12 protein-coding genes are annotated in these 19,327 nt (G+C 73.0%); 4 read left to right on the top strand and 8 right to left on the bottom strand.

Translation table 11 applies throughout. The annotated features are described in order from the left end of the window. On the bottom strand, nucleotides 1-633 hold a 633-nt coding region (locus ACN6LM_RS33740; protein ID WP_445069196.1), incomplete at its 3' end, for an amidohydrolase family protein. 47 nt (nucleotides 634-680) lie between these two features. Beyond that, a complete protein-coding gene (locus ACN6LM_RS33735) occupies nucleotides 681-1,121 on the bottom strand; it encodes an Lrp/AsnC family transcriptional regulator (protein ID WP_018103953.1) in 441 nt (146 codons plus the stop codon). A 202-nt stretch (nucleotides 1,122-1,323) separates the two neighbouring features. On the opposite strand from ACN6LM_RS33735, the gene ACN6LM_RS33730 reads away from it, so the two are divergent. After that, entirely contained in the window at nucleotides 1,324-1,719 is a 396-nt protein-coding gene (locus tag ACN6LM_RS33730; protein ID WP_445069195.1) for a hypothetical protein, read from the top strand. Nucleotides 1,720-2,118: 399 nt separating this feature from the next. On the opposite strand, the gene ACN6LM_RS33725 is transcribed toward ACN6LM_RS33730, so the two are convergent. The 3 genes from ACN6LM_RS33725 to ACN6LM_RS33715 form a co-directional block, all read right to left on the bottom strand. Then, nucleotides 2,119-3,291 carry an acyl-CoA dehydrogenase family protein gene (locus ACN6LM_RS33725; protein WP_445069194.1) on the bottom strand — a complete coding sequence of 391 codons (1,173 nt, stop codon included), beginning with the start codon at nucleotides 3,289-3,291 and terminating at the stop codon, nucleotides 2,119-2,121. Nucleotides 3,292-3,862: 571 nt separating this feature from the next. After that, complete coding sequence (locus tag ACN6LM_RS33720) at nucleotides 3,863-4,012, bottom strand: SCO1431 family membrane protein (RefSeq protein ID WP_361025406.1); 150 nt, start codon at nucleotides 4,010-4,012, stop codon at nucleotides 3,863-3,865. 192 nt (nucleotides 4,013-4,204) lie between these two features. Continuing rightward, complete coding sequence (locus ACN6LM_RS33715) at nucleotides 4,205-7,963, bottom strand: S8 family peptidase (RefSeq protein WP_445069193.1); 3,759 nt, start codon at nucleotides 7,961-7,963, stop codon at nucleotides 4,205-4,207. 207 nt (nucleotides 7,964-8,170) lie between these two features. Between ACN6LM_RS33715 and ACN6LM_RS33710 the strand changes: the two genes are divergently transcribed. Continuing rightward, nucleotides 8,171-9,040, top strand: coding sequence for a helix-turn-helix transcriptional regulator (locus tag ACN6LM_RS33710; protein WP_445069192.1), 870 nt, complete (start codon nucleotides 8,171-8,173; stop codon nucleotides 9,038-9,040). 174 nt (nucleotides 9,041-9,214) lie between these two features. Here the strand turns inward: ACN6LM_RS33710 and ACN6LM_RS33705 are convergent, their stop codons facing one another. Beyond that, nucleotides 9,215-13,306 (bottom strand): S8 family serine peptidase, encoded by a 4,092-nt coding sequence (locus tag ACN6LM_RS33705; RefSeq protein ID WP_445069191.1) that lies wholly within the window; start codon nucleotides 13,304-13,306, stop codon nucleotides 9,215-9,217. Between the two features lie 339 nt (nucleotides 13,307-13,645). Between ACN6LM_RS33705 and ACN6LM_RS33700 the strand changes: the two genes are divergently transcribed. Beyond that, nucleotides 13,646-17,920 carry a S8 family serine peptidase gene (locus ACN6LM_RS33700; protein WP_445069190.1) on the top strand — a complete coding sequence of 1,425 codons (4,275 nt, stop codon included), beginning with the start codon at nucleotides 13,646-13,648 and terminating at the stop codon, nucleotides 17,918-17,920. 58 nt (nucleotides 17,921-17,978) lie between these two features. Here the strand turns inward: ACN6LM_RS33700 and ACN6LM_RS33695 are convergent, their stop codons facing one another. Both ACN6LM_RS33695 and ACN6LM_RS33690 read right to left on the bottom strand, forming a co-directional pair. Then, a complete protein-coding gene (locus ACN6LM_RS33695) occupies nucleotides 17,979-18,221 on the bottom strand; it encodes a helix-turn-helix domain-containing protein (RefSeq protein WP_445069189.1) in 243 nt (80 codons plus the stop codon). Beyond that, nucleotides 18,221-18,718, bottom strand: a complete 498-nt coding sequence (locus ACN6LM_RS33690) for a DUF2975 domain-containing protein (protein ID WP_445069188.1) — start codon at nucleotides 18,716-18,718, stop codon at nucleotides 18,221-18,223. Before ACN6LM_RS33690 ends, ACN6LM_RS33695 begins: the two co-directional genes overlap by 1 nt. Nucleotides 18,719-18,838: 120 nt before the next feature. Between ACN6LM_RS33690 and ACN6LM_RS33685 the strand changes: the two genes are divergently transcribed. Next, nucleotides 18,839-19,303: an MSMEG_6728 family protein gene (locus tag ACN6LM_RS33685; protein ID WP_445069187.1), complete on the top strand. Its 465-nt coding sequence runs from the start codon at nucleotides 18,839-18,841 to the stop codon at nucleotides 19,301-19,303. Nucleotides 19,304-19,327 lie beyond the last annotated feature (24 nt).

Genomic DNA, 19,327 nt, shown 5'->3' with positions numbered 1-19,327 from the left:
GTGGCGCAGCGCGGCGCGCTGCGCCTCGGCGCGCTGGGCGGGCGTGACGGCGTCGTGGGCGGCCGCGCGCACGGCGTGGTGGGCGGCGGCGGTCAGCGGGCCCTCGGGGTCGTATCCGGGCATCGTGGTGACGCCGGGGACGAGGTCGAGCAGGGCGGTGCTGACGGCCGCCGAGTGCACGTCGACCCGGGGCAGGTAGACGGGGCGGCCGGCCGCCGCCTCGTCCAGCTCGGCGCGGAAGGGCGGGCGCTGCTCGGGCCAGCGGGTGGCGTCCCAGCCGTGCCCGAGGACCACCCGGTCGGCGGGGTGGGCGGCGACGTGGGCGCGGACGCGGGCGAGGGCGTCGCCGAGGGTGCGGGCGCCGGACAGGTCGAGCCCGGTGAGGGCCAGGCCGGTCGAGGTGGTGTGGACGTGGGCGTCGGTGAACGCGGGGGTGACCAGCGCCCCGTCGAGATCGATCACCTCGTCGACGCCGCTCGCGAAGGCGTCGGCGGCGCCTTCGGAGCCCACCCAGGCGACATGGCCCCGTTCGACCACCATGGCGGTGGCGAAGGGGTCGGCGGGGCTGTGGACGTCTCCACCGCGCAGCAGCACGGTGCGGTGTTCGCTCTGGGGGGCGGTGCTCTCGGTCATGAGCACCAGTCTCCCGCCTGTGCGCACGTACTCCGTGCGCGACCCCCTCAGATCTGCGGCGGGCGTGCCTCGTACGGGGTCGACAGGACGACCGTGGTGCGGGTGGAGACTCCGGCGAGCGAGCGGATGCGGGTGAGCAGGTTCTCCAGCTCCAGGGGGGTCGCCACACGGACCTTGAGGATGTAGTTCTCGTCGCCGGCGACGCTGTGGCACGCCTCCAGTTCGGGGACCCCGGCGAGCCGTTCGGCGATGTCGTCCGGAGCGCTGGGGTCGAACGGCTTGACCGAGATGAACGCGGTCAGCGGCAGGCCCACCGCCTCCGGGTCCACGACCGCGGCGTAACCGCGGATCACCCCGCGCTGCTCCAGCCTGCGGACGCGCTGATGAACCGCCGAGGTGGACAGGCCGGTGGCCTTGCCCAGGTCGGTGTAGCTCATCCGCCCGTCCTTGACGAGCAACTCCACGATGTGACGGTCCAGCTCCTCCATATGGATCAATCTATGGCCATGAGTCGTTCCCGGCACAGCTGCCCAGCCCTTGGGACGGCACCTGCGCCGGGCATGTGACCAACGCCACAGGTTTACGCGGCAGTAGGGGGACACGGAACGGTTACGGCCGATCGGTGGCGGGAAGTGCTTGCTGTGGCCGAGGCCACAGCGTCATGCCGGCCCATCCGAGGGGGGATTTCCCATGTCACACCTGAAGCTCACCGGACGTACCGAACCGGAGCCCTTTGATCCGTTCGAGGGCGGCGCTCCCGATTCGTACGACACCTTCGAGATGTACCGGGTCGTCTGTCCGGACTGCGCGCAGCCCATCGCGCTCCTGGCGGACGAGGACGTGCTCCCGGAGCACGCGCTGTGCCCGTCCCCGTGGAACCCGTTCGTGCTCACCGTGTGCCCCGGTACGGGGCGTGCCGCCGGAGCCCGGCCCGCCGAGGCGGACGGCGTGCAGGAGCAGGAGACGGCGCTGCTGCTGACGCTCCCGCAGGGGCTCGACTGGCGGACGCAGCCCTTCTCGCACGCCGGAGGTGACGGTTCCCGTCCGATCCGGGTGGCCCACCCGCTCCGGCGCCAGGCCGCCTGAGCCCCCTGCCTCCCGAACGCGCGGCCGGGGTGCGCGAGCAACCCGGCAGCCGGGGAGAACCGGGTGAACATTCGCCCGAATCGAACAGCCAGTGACCCGGCCACGCCCCACGGCGTTGGCCCGGTATGACCCCGCTGCATTCCACAGCCGGCCCCGGGCGCCGCAGGCTCGCCGCTCCGCCCTCCGAAGAATCGGTTCCGCATTCCGGTGCCGTACCGGCGTCCCAGTCCGAACCACCCCGGTCGGTGCCGCGCGCCGCGCCCCGGCCGAGCGATCCGCCGATCTACCGGGCGCTGCTGCGGCACTGGGAGAGCACGGGCCGCACCCTGCCGGGCCGTCATGACCAGGACTGGAACCGGATCATGACGACGCCCGTGTGGTCCGAACGGCCGTTGCGGGTCAGCGGGACTCAGGGCCCGCGAGGTGGCGCGCGATGACCATCCGCTGAATCTGGTTGGTGCCCTCCACGATCTGGAGCACCTTGGCCTCGCGCATGAGGCGTTCGACGGGGAAGTCCTGCGTGTAGCCGTAGCCGCCGAGCACCTGGACGGCGTCGATGGTCACCTGCATCGCGGCGTCCGTGCAGAAGAGCTTGGCCATGGCGGCCTGGCGCGAGAAGGGGCGTCCGGCGTCCCTCAGCCGGGCGGCCTCCAGATAGAGCGCGCGGCCGGCCTCGATACGGGTCGCCATGTCGGCGAGCATGAACCGCAGGCCCTGGAAGTCCGCGATGGGGCGGCCGAACTGGCGGCGGCCGGTGGCGTATCCGAGGGCCCCGTCCAGTGCGGCCTGGGCGACGCCGATGGCGCAGGCGGCGATGCCGAGACGGCCGGAGTCGAGGGCGGAGAGGGCGATCGCGAAGCCCTGGCCCTCCTCGCCGATCCGGCGGGCGTCGGGGATGCGGACGCCGTCGAAGTGGAGCTGGGCGGTGGGCGAGCCCTTCATGCCCATCTTCTTCTCGGGGACGGCCGCGCTCAGCCCGGCGGCGTCGCCGGGGACGAGGAAGGCGGTGATGCCCCGGGCGCCCTCGGCCCCGGTGCGGGCCAGCACGGTGTAGAAGTCGGCGATGCCGCCGTGCGTGATCCATGCCTTGGTGCCGGTGATCACCCAGTCGTCGCCGTCCCGTACGGCCTTGGTGCGCAGCGAGGCGGCGTCGGAGCCGGAGGCGGGTTCGGAGAGGCAGTAGGCGCCGAGCAGGCCGCCGGAGAGCATCGACGGGAGGTGTTCGGCGCGCTGCTCCTTGGAGCCGTAGCCCGCGAGGCCGTGGCAGGCGAGGGAGTGGACGCTGACGCCGAGGCCGACGGTGAGCCGGGCGGCGCCGAGCTCTTCGAGGACCTGGAGGTAGACCTCGTACGGCTGGTCGCCACCGCCGTGTTCGGAGTCGTAGGGCAGGCCGAGCAGGCCGGACTCGGAGAGCAGGGTGAAGACCTCGCGGGGGAAGCGGCCCGCTTCCTCCTCCTCGGCCGCCTTCGGCGCGATCTCCCGCTGGGCGATGTCCCGTACGAGGTCGATCAGCTGGCCGGCTTCCTCGGTGGGCAGACGGCGTTCGACCCACTGCGGGGCACGGTCGGACATGACGGCGCTCTCCTCCCTGTCGGGCGTTGCGGCGGTCGCGCGCGCGGGGTGTGAGCGGCGCCGCCGGGGGGATCTCCGGGCGATGCCCGAAATCACTGCTGCCCAGCCGATGTTGCCCTCCCGGATTACGAGAGGCGCAGGCAGGAGGCTGTGGCGGGACGAGTATGCCCGATCGGATGGCATCCGTCACCGGTTGACCGAACATACGCATGAACGGGCTTCGGGCACCCGGCTTCACCCGCCCCGGAGATCACCGGGATCGATCCGAACCATCGACGACTGGTCAAGTCCGTCCACCGCTCCCGGCGAACCGACCGACTTTGCGCGTTCATGCCAACCGTGACGCAGGGAGCCGGTGGTCCATCGGCACGTCCCCTCCCCCACGAGGAGCAGCCATGACCGGACCGCATCGCCCGGGGGCCCGTATCCGGGCCCTCGCCGCCGCCGCGTGCACCGCCGCACCGGCAGCAGCCCCTGCCGCCCCCACAGCGGCCGGATCGACTGACCGGGTAGTACGGGGCACGTCAGGGGCGGGGAGCCTTGAGGACTCCCCGCCCCGTCCGGGTACGTACTAGAGCAGGCCGAGCTGTGTGACGAGCATGGCGACCACGACCACGAGGGTCCAGCCCAGAACGTGCTCCAGCAGCTTGGGGCCGTCGTCGGGGCCGCCGGTGCGGGCGCGGCGGCGGGCGGCGGTGAAGGAGGCGGCAGTCGCGGTCATGGCATCTCGTTCGGTCGGCCGGCAGGGGATGCGCCCAGCACCCGGCCGGGACCCGACCACAGTGCCACCCCGGCGGGGCCGGGGGTAGAGATGTCCGTCACTACGCCGGGCGCCCGGCCCGGCCACCTCCCCCGCGACGTGCGGAAACCGCGTCAGGGGGCGGTGGTGCGTGTGCCGCAGACCACAACGCGGTCAGCGCACCTCGTACGCCCTGATCATGGTCTGGCTCACCCGGGCGCCCTCCTTGTCCGTGAGCGTGACCTTCAGATGGACGAAGGTTCCGGCGGGTGCGTCGCCCGGGATGCCGGCCTGCCATCCGTCACGGGTGGACGTGGCGCGGGCCTGGTGCCAGGTGGTGACCGCGTCGACGGTGGACTCGGTGCCGTAGGCGTACTCCAGGCTCACCTTCCGCAGCGTGGCCGGCCGTGCCGAGTCGTCGGTGACGGCGCTCAGGCCGATCGTGGCCGGCTCCCCCGCCGGGCGGGAGTTGCGCAGGTCGGACGGTACGTCGAGGACCGGGACCAGCAGGTGCTGCGCGCCCTGGTCCGAGGCGTCGGTGGTGAACACCCACTCGGTGGCGTAGGCGAGGCCCGTACGGTCGAGCGTGCCGGCGCGGCGCTGCCACTGCTGCTGGACGGTCACCTCCGTCCTCTCGCGGGGCAGGTCGAAGGTGCCCGAGACCGTGGCCCGCGGCTCGCCGTCGATCAGCAGCCTGCGCGTGCCGGAGTCGGTCGTCGCGAGGGTGGAGTCGTGCCCGCCGGCGTCGCCGAACGGGGCGATCGTGTAGCCGAGGCGGTTGCTCTCGCGGTTCATCAGCGGCTGGGCGTAGGTGTTGCGGACCGGCCCGTAGGGCGACTTGTACCACTGGGAGGTCGTGCGGCCCTCGTCCCTCTCACGCGGCCCGTCGTAGGCGGTGCCGCCGTACGGGCCGAGGTCCCGGCGCATCAAAGTGGTCCAGGTCAGACCGTCGCGGCCGGCCGGGGTGAAGTACTCCGTGCGCTGCTGGGGGGCGTGCAGCGGCAGGGCGGTGCCGCCGGCCCAGACGGCGGGGATGCCGGGCGCGCCGATCTTGACGTCCGACCAGTACGTGGCGTCACCGGCGCCCTGCACGTGGTAGCGGGCGCCGTCGGCCGCGAGGTCGCGGTCGCGGACGCGCCGGGTACCGGTGTCGATCGAACCGTGCGAGGCGTAGGCCAGGTTGTACACGTACGGGCTGCGGTCGGTCGCGGTGCCGGACCAGGAGAGGCGGACGTCGCCCCCCTCCAGCGCGGCCCGGATCGCACGCGAGTCCGCCGCCGTGATCGTCGCCTGCGGGAGGCCCTCGGGTCCGGTGATCTGGAACCGGCCCTCGCTCTCCGGGACCGCCGCCAGCACGCCGGCCGCACCGGCCCGCCTGGCGGCCTGGTCCCAGGTGAAGGCGTTGCCGCCGCCGGTTCCCGCGTCCACGAGCGCGATGCGGCCCTTGAGGTCGTGGGCGGCGAAGTTCGCGTCGGTGCCCTTGCCGAGGTAGGTCACCGGAGCGGAGCCCGTGCCGTCGAACTCGGTCCCCCTCTGCACCGGGAGCGAGTCCAGGACCCGGCCGCCGGTGATCGTGAGCGCGGCACGCGGCGCGGTCTGCCGGGCGGAGGCAAGGAAGGTCAGCCGGTCGTCACCGTGCACCGGCTGGGCGTAGACCGCCTTCACGTAGGACGGTACGGAGGTGAAGTAACCGGTCCGGAGGCGGCGTGTGTCATCGATGCCGAACGCGAGGCCGATCGCGAAACCGGCGCTCTGGCTGGGGCGTTCGGTGTCCCAGGCGATGCGCCGCGCGTCGCGGGCGTCGAGCGTGGCCTCGGTGTCTCCGGAGACCGTCAGCTTCTCGCGGTACAGCTGGCTGACGGAGTCCACACTGCCGATGTCGCCGGGCTCGTCGCGCGTCATGATCATGCCGCTCAGCGCGTACGTGCCGAAGGGCACCCGGATCGTGGTGCTGCCCGCCGCCGTGTACCCGAGGGTGTAGCGCTTCGCCGTGTCGCGGTGGTCGTCGAAGAGCTGGAAGGCGGACGGGGAGGACGCGGGGTCGCCGTGGCGGTCGAGGCCCTTGACGGTCAGGTCGGCCGACGGGACCTCCATGTGCACGCCGAACGGAACGGTGACACGGACCCCGTGCGACCCGGTAGCGACGAGGCGGCCGGTGACCGTGCCGTACGCCCCGGCGGAGAGCCGGGTGCCCGGATCGATGCGGACCGGTACGCCGGCGGTCCCCCGCGCCGGGACGGTGACCGTGGTGCGGGCGGGACGCGCGAAGCCGGAGACGCGGCTGCCGTCGTCACCCCGGACGTCCTCGACGCGCAGGCTCAGGCGCACGTCCTCGCCGGTGAGGTTGGTGAGGGTGACCGTCCGGTCCACCGGGTCGAGGTGCCGCTGCGGGTACGCGAAGTCGCCCAGCAGCGGCACGGGCGGGGCGGTGACCGGCTGGGACACCGCGCGGGCCACGTCCATCGGGCCCGCGCCCTGCTCCAGGACCGGCGCGTCGGTGGAGCGGGCCGACGAGGTGAGCAGCGCCTTGAGCCCGGCCGGGGTCAGCTCGGGGTGCTGCTGGAGGAGGAGGGCGGCACCGCCCGCGACGTGCGGGGTGGCCATCGAGGTGCCGGACATCTCCTGGTACGCCTGCCCGGCCCGGCCGCCGGAGTTGGCGGCGACGACGCCGACGCCCTGGGACGCGATGTCCGGCTTGGCGCTCACGCCGTCCACGGAGGGGCCCCGGCTGGAGAAGGAGGCGGTGGCGTTCTTCCGGTCCACCGCGCCGACGGTGAGGGCGCTGGGCGCGCAGCCGGGTGTGGAGACGGTGCCGTGCAGCGAGGCGTTGCCGGCGGCTATGACGAACAGGGCCCTGTCGCTGAGGCGTTCCACCGCGTCGACGCCGGGTCCGGCGCAGGCGGTGTCGCCGTCGGAGCCGAGCGACATGGAGACGATCCGGGCGCCCTGGTCGACCGCCCATTCCATGCCGTTGACGATGCCGCTGAGGGAGCCGGAGCCGTCGTCGTCGAGCACCTTGCCGATGAGCAGGTCCGCCTCGGGCGCCATGCCCGCATAGGTGCCGTGCGACGCGGCTCCGGTGCCGGCCACGGTGGACGCGGTGTGGGTGCCGTGGCCGGTGCGGTCGTCGGTCGCCGGGGTGGAGACGAAGGTCTTGCTCGCGGCGACGCGTCCGGCGAGGTCGGGGTGGCCGGCGTCGACCCCGGTGTCCAGGACGGCGACCTTGACGCCCGAGCCGTCGAGGCCGGCCCGGTGCGCGGTGGTCGCGCCGGTGAGGGGCACGGTCGGGGTACCGAGGCCGCTGACGGCGGTGCCCCTGACCTTGGCGTCGAGCCAGATCCTGCTGACGGTGCCGGCCGTGGCGGCGCGGGCGGCGGCGCGTGCGGTGCCCGGCGCGAGTTTCTCCCAGGCGTCGGCGGCGGTCTCCTTGCTGACGGCCAGTCCGGCGCCGCCGATGGACTCCAGGGTCGCGGTGGTCCGGGTGCCCGGGACGGCGGCGGCGCGCAAGCCCCGGGCGCCGCCCGCGTACTCCACGACGACGGGCAGGCTGTCCGTGTGCGCGTCGTCGTAACCGTCGGCGACGAGCCGCCCGATGTCGAAGAGGGCGGCGTCCACGAGACCGGCGTCCACCAGGCGCTCGACGCCCTGCGGGAACACGTAGGTCCGCTTGCCGTCCTGCCAGGTCGCGGCGGCGTGATCGGTGCCGTCGGCGCCGCGCAGGGCCGCCGACAGAACCCGGCCGGCGCCGTCCACGCGGGCCTCGACCACGTCGCCCGTGATCAGGGTGACGGTGACCGCGCGGCCGGGTTCGGCGGTGAGCGGGTGCGGGGGGGCCGCCGGGGTGCCGGCGGACCCCGCGGGGGTGGCCGCCGCGAGCAGGGCGGCGGTGGCGAGCCCGGCGGCTGTCCGGCGCCATGGCCTCGTACGTCTCATCGTGGGTCTCCAGGAGGGAAGGTGTCCGGTGACCTCGGAGGGAGGAGCCCGGTGACCAGCAGATTGGCCAATTCCGCTACCGCGTGGGGGTGTTGGGGCTGGCGAGTGGCTGCCATGGCGTAATCCCGACACGCGCGCCGAGCCGGTCGCCGGGATCGCGCGGGGGGTCCGTTGCCAGGCCGGTGCGCAGGTGGCGACACTTGAGCCATGTCGTCCCGTCCAGAAGTGCCACCGTCCCCGCGGGCAGAGCCCTCCCCCGGGCCGCCCGCCCCCGTGCGCTCCTCCCTGATCCGGTTGCAGGAGGACCTGCGCCGGGCCGATGACTCACTGATGCGGCTGCTCGGGGCGTGGCGGCCCGACGGGCATGGGGATCCAGGGCAGTTCGTGGAGTTCTGGGAAGGCCGCGAGGCCCAGGCCCGGCGGCTGTACGAGCTGGAGTACGGGGCCCGGGAGTCGCTGCTCGGGTTCCAGTCGGGGGCCAACACGGTCGCCCCCGTCCCGTCCACGCTGGCGGCCCCGGAGGACGTACCCCCGGAGGCGGAAGAGGCGGAAGAGGCGGAAGAGGCGGAGGGGACGCGGGAGGATGCCGCGGAGCCCGCGCTGCGCAAGGACGGCAATCCCCACGCCGCGTACCGCGTCGTCGTGGACCGGGCCTTCCTCACCGAGCCGGCGGCGCTGCGCGCGCTGGACGAGCGGCTGGCGGCCGGTCATCAGGTGCGGGTCGTGGACCAGCCCCTGATCAAGCTCCTCATAGCGGACAACGAGACCGCCATGGTGCAGCTGGAGGCGGGCAGGTCGATGATCCTCGGACCGCCCCTCGTGCGGCTGGCGGTCGAGCTGTTCGAGTCGGTGTGGCAGCGCTCGCGGCCCTATCTGCGGGAGGACGGCGACCTGGATCCCGCCGACCGCAGGCTGCTCCAGCTGATGCTCTCCGGCCTCACGGACGCGGCGACGGCCCACCAGCTCGGCACGTCGCCCCGTACGGTCCAGCGGAGGCTGCGCGCCCTGATGGACGCGGCCTCGGTCTCCTCGCGGGTCCAGCTCGGCTGGTACGCGATGCGCAACAACTGGGTCTGAGTCCTCCGGGCGAAGCCCGGCGGTGCGGGTGCCGTCCTGGTTCTCGATCGGCACGTGTACGGGGCCCGGTTCCCGCACCGCACGACGACGGGCCCGCCCCGATCATGCGTGCGTCCGCTTCGGCCTGAGTGAGCCGCCGCCCGGGGCACACGCGGGACCCTGGGTGGCGGGTCGTCACATCCGGGCGGTGTAGTACTCCAGCGTCCTGCCGTGCAGCCGCTTCGCCGGGTCGGTGACACGGTCCGACATGGTGTTCTGGCGCAGGTAGTTGGTCACCACCCAGGTCAGGTCCTTCCCGTCCACGGTCCCGTCGTGGTTGATGTCCGCGGCACGCTTCGCGGTGCCCCGGGCGTCGTACACGGCGGCGGCGTCGCGGACGTCGATGACGTCGTCCCCGTTGACGTCACCCGCGACCAGGGAGGCCACCGAGGTGCCGCTGGTCCCGGCCACGGCCCCGTACCCGTCCAGGCCGAGGTCGATGTCCTCGGTCCAGGTGAAGTGTCCGGGCACCCGTATCTCCAGGCGGTACGGCTTCTCGGCGGGCGCCAGCCCGGCGGCGGACACGCGGGCGGTCGGGTCGGCGGTCATCGGGCGCCGGGTGCCGTCAGGGGCGGTCAGCTCGGCCCGGAAACCGTCGAGGCTGTAGTCGCGCTCGGCGTCGTAGCCGTAGTCCTTGGTCAGCAGTGCCTCGGCGGCCGGACGGGCGCCGAAGGTGGACTCCGGGTTCAGCATGCGCACGGAGCCGTAGAACTGGATGTTCAGCGGCACCTTGGTGCCCGCGGTGTCCGTGGCACTGGTGGTGCCCGTGGTGAGCCCGGCCGCTGTGGTCCAGTGCTCGCCCGTCACCTCGTACGTCACCTTGAGCAGCGGCATCGAGTCGCCGCTCAGCCCCTCGGGGTCGGAGACGTCGAAGTCGAGCGTGGTGTACGAGGACGCCCCGGCCGACACGTCGGTCGTGGTGATCTTCGACGGCCCGTGTGCGGCCAGCTCGGCGGTCGGCTCGATTCCGGTGATCCGGATGTTCCGGTCGTCGTAGCGGATCTGGGAGTTGTAGTGCTTCCAGTTCTTCAGGTTGTGGCCGGTGAGGGTGTACGTGACCCGGTCACCGGCGCGCGCGGCCGGCCGGCCGGCGTCGGCGACGACGTACGGCATGCCCTCCTTCATCAGGTTCAGGACGCGTACGTCACCGATGTTTCCGGCGGCGTCCGTGGGCCACATCTTGACGTACGTGGTCGGCGGACCGACGGGGAGCGGGACCTGGAATTCGACGTTTCCTTCGGCGTCCGCGTTGACGTGGCCGGTCGGCGAATTGGGGCTGTACGTGGAGTAGTACAGGGCGTTGTCGTCCTGGCCGATGTCGAGACCGGCCTTGCGGATCGCGTCCGTCTCGCCGTCGCGCAGGGAGCCCGTGAAGGTGAACGACTTGGCGTCCGCGGGGCGTTCGACGACCACGGGCCGCGACGGGTCCCAGGCGCCGTACGCGTCGGCGTACTTCGGGGCGTGCGAGTCGACGTAGATGTCGCGCAGCACCGAGTCCGTGCCGCCGAAGCCGTCGGTGCCCACGATGCGCAGCTTGTAGTGGCCGTCGCCGATCCAGCGGCCCCGGGGGTCGAAGGGGGTGGCCTCGCGTCCGGTCACCGGGTGGTACCAGCCGCCGACCGTCGCCGGGCCGTACAGGACGCCCTCGGCGAGGCCGGTCGTGTTGATCCCGCCGATGTAGCCGAGGTCCTTCCCCTGGGTGTCGGCGAGGAGGATGTCGACGCTGGTCAGCTGCCCGGCCATGCGCAGGTTGAACGTGGCGGCGCCGCCGCCGACGGATCCGGCGTCGGAGAACTGGTTGGTCGAGACGACCGGCTTGGTCATGTCGACCTCCGCGAAGCCCGACTCGGCCACGCGCAGTCCGAACGGCATACGCAGCGTGTGAAGGCCCTCGCCCTGTACGGGAGTCAGGGTGACGAAGCCCTCGTAGTAGCCGGCCGGCGCGCCGGCGGGGACCCGCAGGGTGGTGCGTACGGGCGTGCTGCCGTGCGGCTTGCTGGTCACGTGGCCGTCGGTGGCCAGGGTGATGCCGGCTGCGTGAGCGTCGCCGGAGGCCCCGTTGCCCCGGGTGAACTCGGCAGCCACCTCGTAACGGGCCTTGGTGCCGCTGTCGTTGACCAGGTCCAGCCGCTTCCCGACACTGGCGGCGCGGCCGACCGGAAGCACCCCGAGGTCGAGCGCGCCGGTGCGGCGGTCCAGCTCGGTGCGGGTGCCGTCCAGGGTGATGTACGGGGTCTTCGCGGACACCTGGAGGGAGGTCTCGGTGTGCACGGCGGCGTACGGGTCGACCGCGCCGGCGCCCGCGTCGAAGACGCTCACCTTGTCCGGCATCGGGCGGGCGGTGTTCATGAGCGCCGCCTTGACCCCGTCCGGCGTGAGCCGGGGGTCGTGCTGGAGCAGCAGCGCGGCGGCGCCGGCTACGTACGGCGAGGCCATGGAGGTGCCGCTCAGGCGGGCGTACGCGGCGGAGTAGTCGCCGGTCTCCGGGGCGACGGTGTCCGCCGGGACGGACGAGAGCACGCTGACGCCGGGCGCGGTGACCTCGGGCTTGATGGCGCCGGTGCCGTACGCCGGGCCGCGCGAGCTGAAGTCCGCGAGCCCGCCGCCGCCGAGCACGAAGGTCCCGGCTCCGGTGAACGTGAGGCGGGCGGTGGCGTCGGCGGTCCCGGCGGCCAGCGCGGCGCCCTCGGCGGCGGTGAGAGAGAAGGCCGGGACGTAGGCGGGGCTCTCGCCGATGTAGTTCGGGATGTGCCCCTCGGCGGCGTTGTCGTTGACGAGGAGGACGGCGACGGCGCCCTTGGTGGCGGCGCGGCGCACCTTCTCGTCCAGGCTGATCCCGCCCCGCTTCACGAGGACGGCCTTGCCCTTGACGTCCTTGCCCGTGTAGCCGGCGGCCGTGCCGGTGGCGACGTCCGCGACCGGGTAGCTCCCCGAGGTCAGGTCGTCGAGCGCGTCGCCGAACGGCCGGGCCAGCAGCCGCCCGGTGGCCGTGGTGGCGCCGGCGCCGATGCGGTACTCGGGCAGGGTCATCGGTTCGTCGTGCGCGCCCACGGTGAGCGGCAGCGCGGCGGCGCCCGGGGTGCCGAGGGTGTTGGCGCCCGGGCCGCTGTTGCCGGCGGCGATGACGGTGGTGATTCCGGCGAGCACGAGGTTGTCGGCGGCTATCGCCTGCGGGCTCATCGGATCGTTGACGGCCGCGCCGAGCGACATGTTGACGACGTCCATGCCATCGTCGGCCGCCCGGTCCATGGCGGCCATGATGTCGCTCGTACGGCCGGTCCCATAGGGGCCGAGCACCCGGTACGCGTACACGGACGCCCCGGGCGCCACGCCGTGCGCGGCGCGCTCCTGCGAGGTGTCGCCGCGGCCGGCGACGATCCCGGCGACGTGGGTGCCGTGCTCGGTGTAGTACGTCGAGCCCTGGTTGGTCTCGGCCTGCCCGGACGCCTTCCAGTCGGCGTACGTGGTCTCCATCGGGTCGGCGTCGTCGTCGATGAAGTCGTAGCCGCCCTTGTAGGCGGCCTTGAGGTCGGGGTGGTGGTAGTCGATGCCGGTGTCGATGATGCCGACCTTGACGCCCTGGCCGGTGATGCCCTCGGCGTGCAGCCGGGCCACCCCGTCGTCGCCGTCCCCGGTGGCGCCGGTGGTCCCGCCGCCGTCGGCAGGGGCGGGGCGGTCGAGCGCCTTGACCGTGGTGTCCGACCAGACGGCGGTGACCTCGTCGTTGTCGAGGAGTTCGGCGATGCGGTCGCCGGGGAGCCGGAGGCTGACCCCGTCGAAGCTGTGGGTGTAGGTGCGCCCGGGCTTCGGGGCCTCCGCCGTCTTGGCGCGGTCTTCGAACATGTCGTCCAGCGCGCTGCGGAACCGCTGGTGTGCCTTGGTGACGGCGTCCTGGGCAGCGGCCTCGGTGACCGTGCGGCCCTCGGCCGCGGCGAGCAGTCGGGCGGTCCGGGCGGGCGGGGTCTTCAGCTGGACGATCACGTCGACGGGCTTGCCGCTGCGCAGCGCGGCCTCGTCGGTGACATGCAGGCCGCCCATGTCCAGGGCGGCCATGCGGTGCAGGGCTCCCAGCTCCTGGTCGTCCAGGGAGGCGAGCAGCGCGCCCGCACTCGGCGTACCGGCGGTGGAAGGTGCGGCGAGGGCGACGGGGGCGGTGGCCGCGAGGGTGGCGAGCACGGTTGCCGCCGCGGCCAGGGCCAGGTGTCTGCGCCCCGGGGCTTGCGTCATGATTCGTGGGCTCCGCTCTGGGCTGGGACGGACGGGTCCCCCTCGCCTCATGGGCTGCGGGGGGCGGGCATCGCATGATCGTCGGCGCGTGGGCCTCCGAGGGGAATGGGAAACCGGTGGCGAGATCCCGCCTGTCGTCAAGTCGCCATCGGGGGGCGGTGAGTCCGGGAACTGGCGACAACACGTCGTGTCGTGGATCCGCCATCCCCGTGTGCTGCGGCGCACCGGCCGGGCTCGGTAGACCCGTGCCACGACCTCTCGGCGGTGCCGGGGCCCGGGCGGGAGATCCCCGCAGTGGTCCCGGTCCTGCCGAGGCCCCCGCCATGCGAAAGGGCACTCATGTCCCGCCCCACCACCACGCGCCGCAGACGCCGGTTCACCGCCGCCGTCCTCGCGGCCGGACTGACCGGCTCACTGATGAGCCTGTCGGCCCTGCCCGCGCAAGCCGCCGACGTGCCGCATCCGTTGGGCGCGGCCGTTCCGGACGCGCCCAAGAAGGCCCTGACCGCCCAGCGCGACAAGCTGGGCGCCCACGACCGTACGCTGCTCCAGAAGGCCGAGAGCAAGAAGGCCAGGACGGTCACCGTCCTGCTCGCCACCGGCGAGGGCGACACCGAGGCGCTGCGCGAGAAGATCGCGGACCTCGGCGGCCGGGTCGCCAGGACCGACGACAAGCTGGGCTATGTCCGTGCCACCGTCCCGACCGGCAAGGTCACCGCGCTCGCCGCGCTCTCCTCGGTCCGGGCCGTCGACCTCGACGAGACGTACAGGGTCCCCGACCCGTCACCGGTCACCAGCGAGGACAAGAAGGAGCACGGCGGCAACGGTCCCACCACCCCGCAGGCCCCCGGCCGCACCACCCCGGCCGACAACCCCTACCTGCCCGTGGCCGAGACCGGGGCGACCGGCTTCACCGAGGACCACCGCTCCTGGGACGGCCGGGGCGTCACCGTCGGCGTCCTGGACACCGGTGTCGACCTCGCCCACCCGGCGCTGCGCACCACCACGACCGGGCAGCCGAAGGTCGAGGACTGGGTCACCGCGACCGACCCGGTGACCGACGGCGACCCGACGTGGCTGGAGATGCGGCTGAAGGTCACCGCGAAGGACGGCGCCTTCCGCTACGGCGGGGTCGACTACAAGGCGCCCGACGGGGACTACGAGTTCCAGCTCTTCAAGGAGGGCGACACCTGGGGCGGTGAGCTGGAAGGGGACGTCAACCGGGACGGCGACTACAAGGACGTGTTCGGCGTCCTGTACCGCAAGGCGGACCACCGGGTGTGGGTCGACGCCGATCTCGACCAGACCTTCGGCGACGCCGATGTGGTCGAGCCGTACGCGGAGTCCGGCACCTGGGGCACCTTCGGCAAGGACGACCCGGAGACGGCCGTCGCCGAGTCGATGCCGTTCACCGTCGAGTACCGCGACGACGTGGACCTGTCGGCGCGGGGCGGCGCGAGTGCCGGCAAGAAGGCCGACTTCGTGAACATCGGCATCGTGTCCGGCGCCCACGCCACCCATGTCGCCGGCATCACCGCGGGTCACGGGCTGTTCGGCGGGAAGATGGACGGCGCGGCCCCCGGCGCCCGCATCGTCTCCGAGCGCGTCTGCCTCTTCGCCTCGGGCTGCACCTCGTACGCCCTCACCGAGGGCATGATCGACGTCGTCGTGAACAAGCACGTGGACGTCGTCAACCTGTCGATCGGCGGGCTGCCCGCGCTCAACGACGGCGCCAACGTCCGCTCGGTCCTCTACAACCGGCTGATCGACGAGTACGGCGTCCACATCGTCTCCTCGGCCGGCAACGACGGTCCCGGCATGAACACGGTGTCCGACCCGGCGGTGACGGACAAGGTCATCGCGGTCGGCGCCTCGGTCAGCAAGGACACCTGGTGGGCGGATTACGGCTCCGAGGTGAAGGACCGGCAGTCGCTGTTCCCGTTCTCGGCGCGCGGTCCGCGTGAGGACGGCGGGATGAAGCCGGAGATCGTCGCCCCCGGCGCCGCGGTCTCCTCCATCCCGACCTGGCTGCCCGGCGAGGGCGTGCCCCAGGCCGGCTACGAACTTCCGCCGGGCTACGGCATGTTCAACGGCACGTCGATGGCCTCGCCGCAGGCCGCGGGCGCCGTCGCCGTCCTGCTCTCCGCCGCGTCCGCCTCGCGGGTGAAGGTGTCGCCCGCCGGGATGCGGTCCGCGCTGACCAGCTCGGCGACGTACCTGCCGGACCAGCCCGCGTACGCGCAGGGCGCCGGCCTGGTCTCCGTACCGGCGGCGTGGAAGCTGCTGGCGAAGGAGCCGAAGCCGACGGCGTACTCCGTCGAGGCCCCGGTGTGCGGTGTCCTCGCGGGGATGCTGGCCACCCCCGAGTCCGGGACCGGCGTGTACAACCGCTGCTCCCCCGACGACGGCGGACAGCCGCTCCACCGCCCGAAGAGCTACACGGTGAAGCTCACCCGCACCGGCTCCGGGAGCCGTGAGGCCCGCCTTTCCTGGGTCGGCAACGACGGCACGTTCAGCGCCCCGCGCACCGTGGAGCTGGATCAGGGCAGGGCCACCGGTATCGCCGTCCGCGCCCGGGCCGAGTCCGCCGGGGCGCACTCGGCGCTGCTGCGCGTGGACGACCCGGCCACGCCCGGCGTCGACCGGCTGGTCCCGGTCACCGTCGTGGCCGCCGCCGACCCGGCGAAGCCGTCGTACGCGGTGTCCACTGCGGGCGCGGTCGACCGCAACGCCACCCGCTCGTTCTTCGTCTCCGTGCCCGAGGGCGCGGCGGCGCTCAAGGTGGACCTGTCCGGTGTCGCCCGGGACAGCCAGACCCGGTTCCTGGCGGTCGACCCGCAGGGCATGCCGGTCGAGGACACCGCCGTGGGCCGCTGCTACGCCAACTTCTCGGACGAGGCGGACTGTGCCTCCGGCTCGCGCACGTACGAGCAGCCGATGCCCGGCGTCTGGGAGTTCGAGGTGGAGGCGCGCCGCACCTCGCCCGCGCTCGGCAACCCGTACCGGCTGACCGCCACCGTGCAGGGCGCCACGCTGGACCCGGCGTCCTCGGTGATCGACGAGGCGGCGCTGCACGGGGCGGCCGAGAGGAGCTTCACGGCCGTCAACCGGTTCGCGCCGGTGACCGCACACGCGGTGGGCGGCTCCCTGGGCGCGCTCTCCGAAGCGCACCCGACCGTCGCCGACCAGGACATGACCGGCAAGCAGATCGCGGTGCCGAGGGACGCGACGCGGCTCGAGGTGTCGATGGGCAACGCCTCCGACCCGGACGCGGACCTGGACCTGTACCTGGTGGCGCAGTCGGGGGCGCTCGTCGCCTCCTCCACCAACGGCGGCGCCCGCGAGTCGCTCGTGGTGGACAAGCCCAAGCCCGGCTACTACCTGCTCTTCATCGCGGGTACGGACGTGCCGTCGGGCAGCACCTCGTTCGACATCCAGGACACGATGTTCTCCTCGTCGCTCGGCGCGGTGACCGTGGACCAGGAGGAGCCGGTGCGCCTGGCCACGGGCAGCTCCACGAAGGTCAGCGGGCGTCTGGTGGCGGAGACCCTGCCGCCGTCGGGCCGCCGCCTGGTGGGCCGGTTCTCGCTGGCCTCGGACACCGGGACCGTGCTGGGCAGCGCCGACGTGCTGCTCGGCAAGGTGACCTCCCCGCACGCGGAGGTCACCGCCTCCTTCGGCCCGGCCATCGCCCTCAGCCTGGACGACAACGGCCGGGTCGCCGGGTCGAAGCAGATCAGCGGGCGGAGCCGGCCGATCCGCTGGGACGCGGAGAACGGCGTCACGCAGCTCGACAACGCCGGCGCCCGGGACGGCCACGTCCTCGACCAGAGCCGGTCGAAGGGATACGCCACCGGGCAGCTGACGCTCACCGAGGGCACCCGGGCGGCCGTCTGGGACGCGGACGGGAAGCTCACCACGCTGCCGCTGCCCGACTGGGCGTCCTACCGCTTCGCGCGCGGCTTCGCCGTGAACGACTCCGGTACGGTCGTCGGCAACGCCACGGGCGACATCACCGACCCGGCCACCGGCCGCAGCCTCGAAGTGAACGAAGGCTTCGTCTGGAACGCGGACACCGGCTTCCGCGAGCTGCCGCACCTCACGGAGAGCCGCAGCCTCACCGAGCCGATCGCGATCAACAACGCCGGTGTGGTCGTCGGCCACTCCTCCAAGGCCGGCAAGCGCCGCGCCGTGAAGTGGGACGCGGACGGGAAGATCACCGACCTGGGCACGCTCCCGGGCATGGCCGACAGCTACGCCGAGGGGGTCAACTCCTCCGGCGAGGTCGTCGGTGTCAGCGGTGACGACGCGTTCGTCGTCAAGCCGGGGGGCGCGATGACCCGGCTGCCCGACTTCGGTTTCAACGCCAAGGCGCAGAAGGTGAACGACGACGGTTGGGTGCTCGGCACCGCGGAGACCCAGCCGGACGCGGAGACCGCGGTCGTGTGGGACCCCGAGGGCCGCATGTACCAGCTGTCGGCGATGATCGGCTCCTCGCGCTTCGTTCCCATGGAGGGGATCGGCATCAACAACCGGGGCGAGGTGGCGTTCTACGCCATGGACCTGGAGGACGCCGGCTCGACCAAGGTCGTCCTGGCCGAGCTGCCTTCCTGACCCCGGCGTCCGCCCTCCCCGCCGCCGGCTCTCCGGTGGTGGGGAGGGCGGCCCTGCCCTAAGGGCTGCCCCGGCCGGGTACGCGGTCCGGCGCGTCCGCCGCTTCCCAGCGCAGCAGGTCCCCCGGCTGGCAGTCGAGCGCTTCGCAGAGCGCGGCGAGCGTCGCGAAGCGGACGGCCTTGGCCCGGCCGTTCTTGAGGACCGCCAGGTTGGCGGGGGTGATACCGACCCGCTCGGCGAGCTCGCCCACGGACATCTTCCGCCGGGCCAGCATCACGTCGATGTCGACGACGATCGGCATCAGATCACCTCGTCCAGCTCGGCCTGCATCCGCGACGCCTGAACGTCGCGGGCGACCGCCTGGGCGAGCAGCGTGCGCAGCACGAGCACGACGAGCGCGACCCCGAACACCGCCAGGCCGACCACGCCGATCAGGAGGACGACACCCGGCGCGACGGCCTCGCCCGGCGCCAGAACGGTCCCGAGCGACCAGAGCAGGAGTGCGGCACCGGCGAAGGAACCGGTCACCAGGTCCACGTACCGGAAGGCGGAGCCGGAGAACACCGTTCCCCGGCGGGCCATCGCGGCCAGTCGCCAGACGCACACCAGAACGGTCTCGGCGCAGCCGATCCCCAGGACGACGATCAGCGCGACCGGGACACGGGGCAGATCCCCGGCGTCGCCGGTGCTCCCCGAGTCGCGGAAGAGCAGGACCAGCATCAGCACCTGCAGGAACAAGGCACCGGCGAGCAGTGCCGCGATCACGCAACGAAGCGTGATGTCGGTCAGTTTTCCCATGACCCTTCCTCCCTACCTATCGAAACGCGATCCTAATCTATCGTTTCTCGATATCCAACCGGGGAGAGGGGCGCGCGTGCGCGGAGCGCGGAACGGCGGCCGCCCGGGTAGACAGGTCGCATGCAGACCTTTCTCCCCTTCCCCGGCTTCACGGAGTCCGCCGCCGTCCTGGACGCCAGGCGGCTCGGCAAGCAGCGGGTGGAGGCTCTCCAGGTGTTCCGCGGCCTGACCGTGCCGGGTTACGGGTGGCGCAGGCATCCGGCGGTCCGCATGTGGACGGGGTACGAGGAAGCGCTCGTCCGCTACGGTCTCGACGTCTGCGCGCTCTGGACGGCCGAGGGGCGCGCCGACACCTGCGCGGGCACCCTCGTCCACGACTTCCGCGCCCACACGGGCGACGCGCCCGTCCGCCCACAGTCCGAGCTGGCGGCGGAGGGGGAGCTGCCACCGTGGCTGGGCGACCCGGAGTTCCACCGGAGCCATCAGTCGGCGCTGCTCCGCAAGGACCCGGAGCACTACCGGGGCCGCTTCCCCGGCGTGCCGGACGACCTGCCGTACGTGTGGCCGGCGTCGGACCGCGCCTAGGACGTGTTCCGAAAGTGGGGGGGG

This window comes from Streptomyces sp. SAS_281 (assembly GCF_052542855.1).
This window is presented reverse-complemented; position numbering and strand designations above follow the sequence as displayed.

Excerpts from the sequence above, each read along its gene's own strand:
- ACN6LM_RS33735 (WP_018103953.1), bottom strand. The coding sequence starts at position 1,121 with ATGGAGGAGCTGGACCGTCACATCGTGGAGTTGCTCGTCAAGGACGGG.
- ACN6LM_RS33730 (WP_445069195.1), top strand. The coding sequence starts at position 1,324 with ATGTCACACCTGAAGCTCACCGGACGTACCGAACCGGAGCCCTTTGAT.
- ACN6LM_RS33725 (WP_445069194.1), bottom strand. The coding sequence starts at position 3,291 with ATGTCCGACCGTGCCCCGCAGTGGGTCGAACGCCGTCTGCCCACCGAG.
- ACN6LM_RS33720 (WP_361025406.1), bottom strand. The coding sequence starts at position 4,012 with ATGACCGCGACTGCCGCCTCCTTCACCGCCGCCCGCCGCCGCGCCCGC.
- ACN6LM_RS33715 (WP_445069193.1), bottom strand. The coding sequence starts at position 7,963 with ATGAGACGTACGAGGCCATGGCGCCGGACAGCCGCCGGGCTCGCCACC.
- ACN6LM_RS33710 (WP_445069192.1), top strand. The coding sequence starts at position 8,171 with ATGTCGTCCCGTCCAGAAGTGCCACCGTCCCCGCGGGCAGAGCCCTCC.
- ACN6LM_RS33705 (WP_445069191.1), bottom strand. The coding sequence starts at position 13,306 with ATGACGCAAGCCCCGGGGCGCAGACACCTGGCCCTGGCCGCGGCGGCA.
- ACN6LM_RS33700 (WP_445069190.1), top strand. The coding sequence starts at position 13,646 with ATGTCCCGCCCCACCACCACGCGCCGCAGACGCCGGTTCACCGCCGCC.
- ACN6LM_RS33695 (WP_445069189.1), bottom strand. The coding sequence starts at position 18,221 with ATGCCGATCGTCGTCGACATCGACGTGATGCTGGCCCGGCGGAAGATG.
- ACN6LM_RS33690 (WP_445069188.1), bottom strand. The coding sequence starts at position 18,718 with ATGGGAAAACTGACCGACATCACGCTTCGTTGCGTGATCGCGGCACTG.
- ACN6LM_RS33685 (WP_445069187.1), top strand. The coding sequence starts at position 18,839 with ATGCAGACCTTTCTCCCCTTCCCCGGCTTCACGGAGTCCGCCGCCGTC.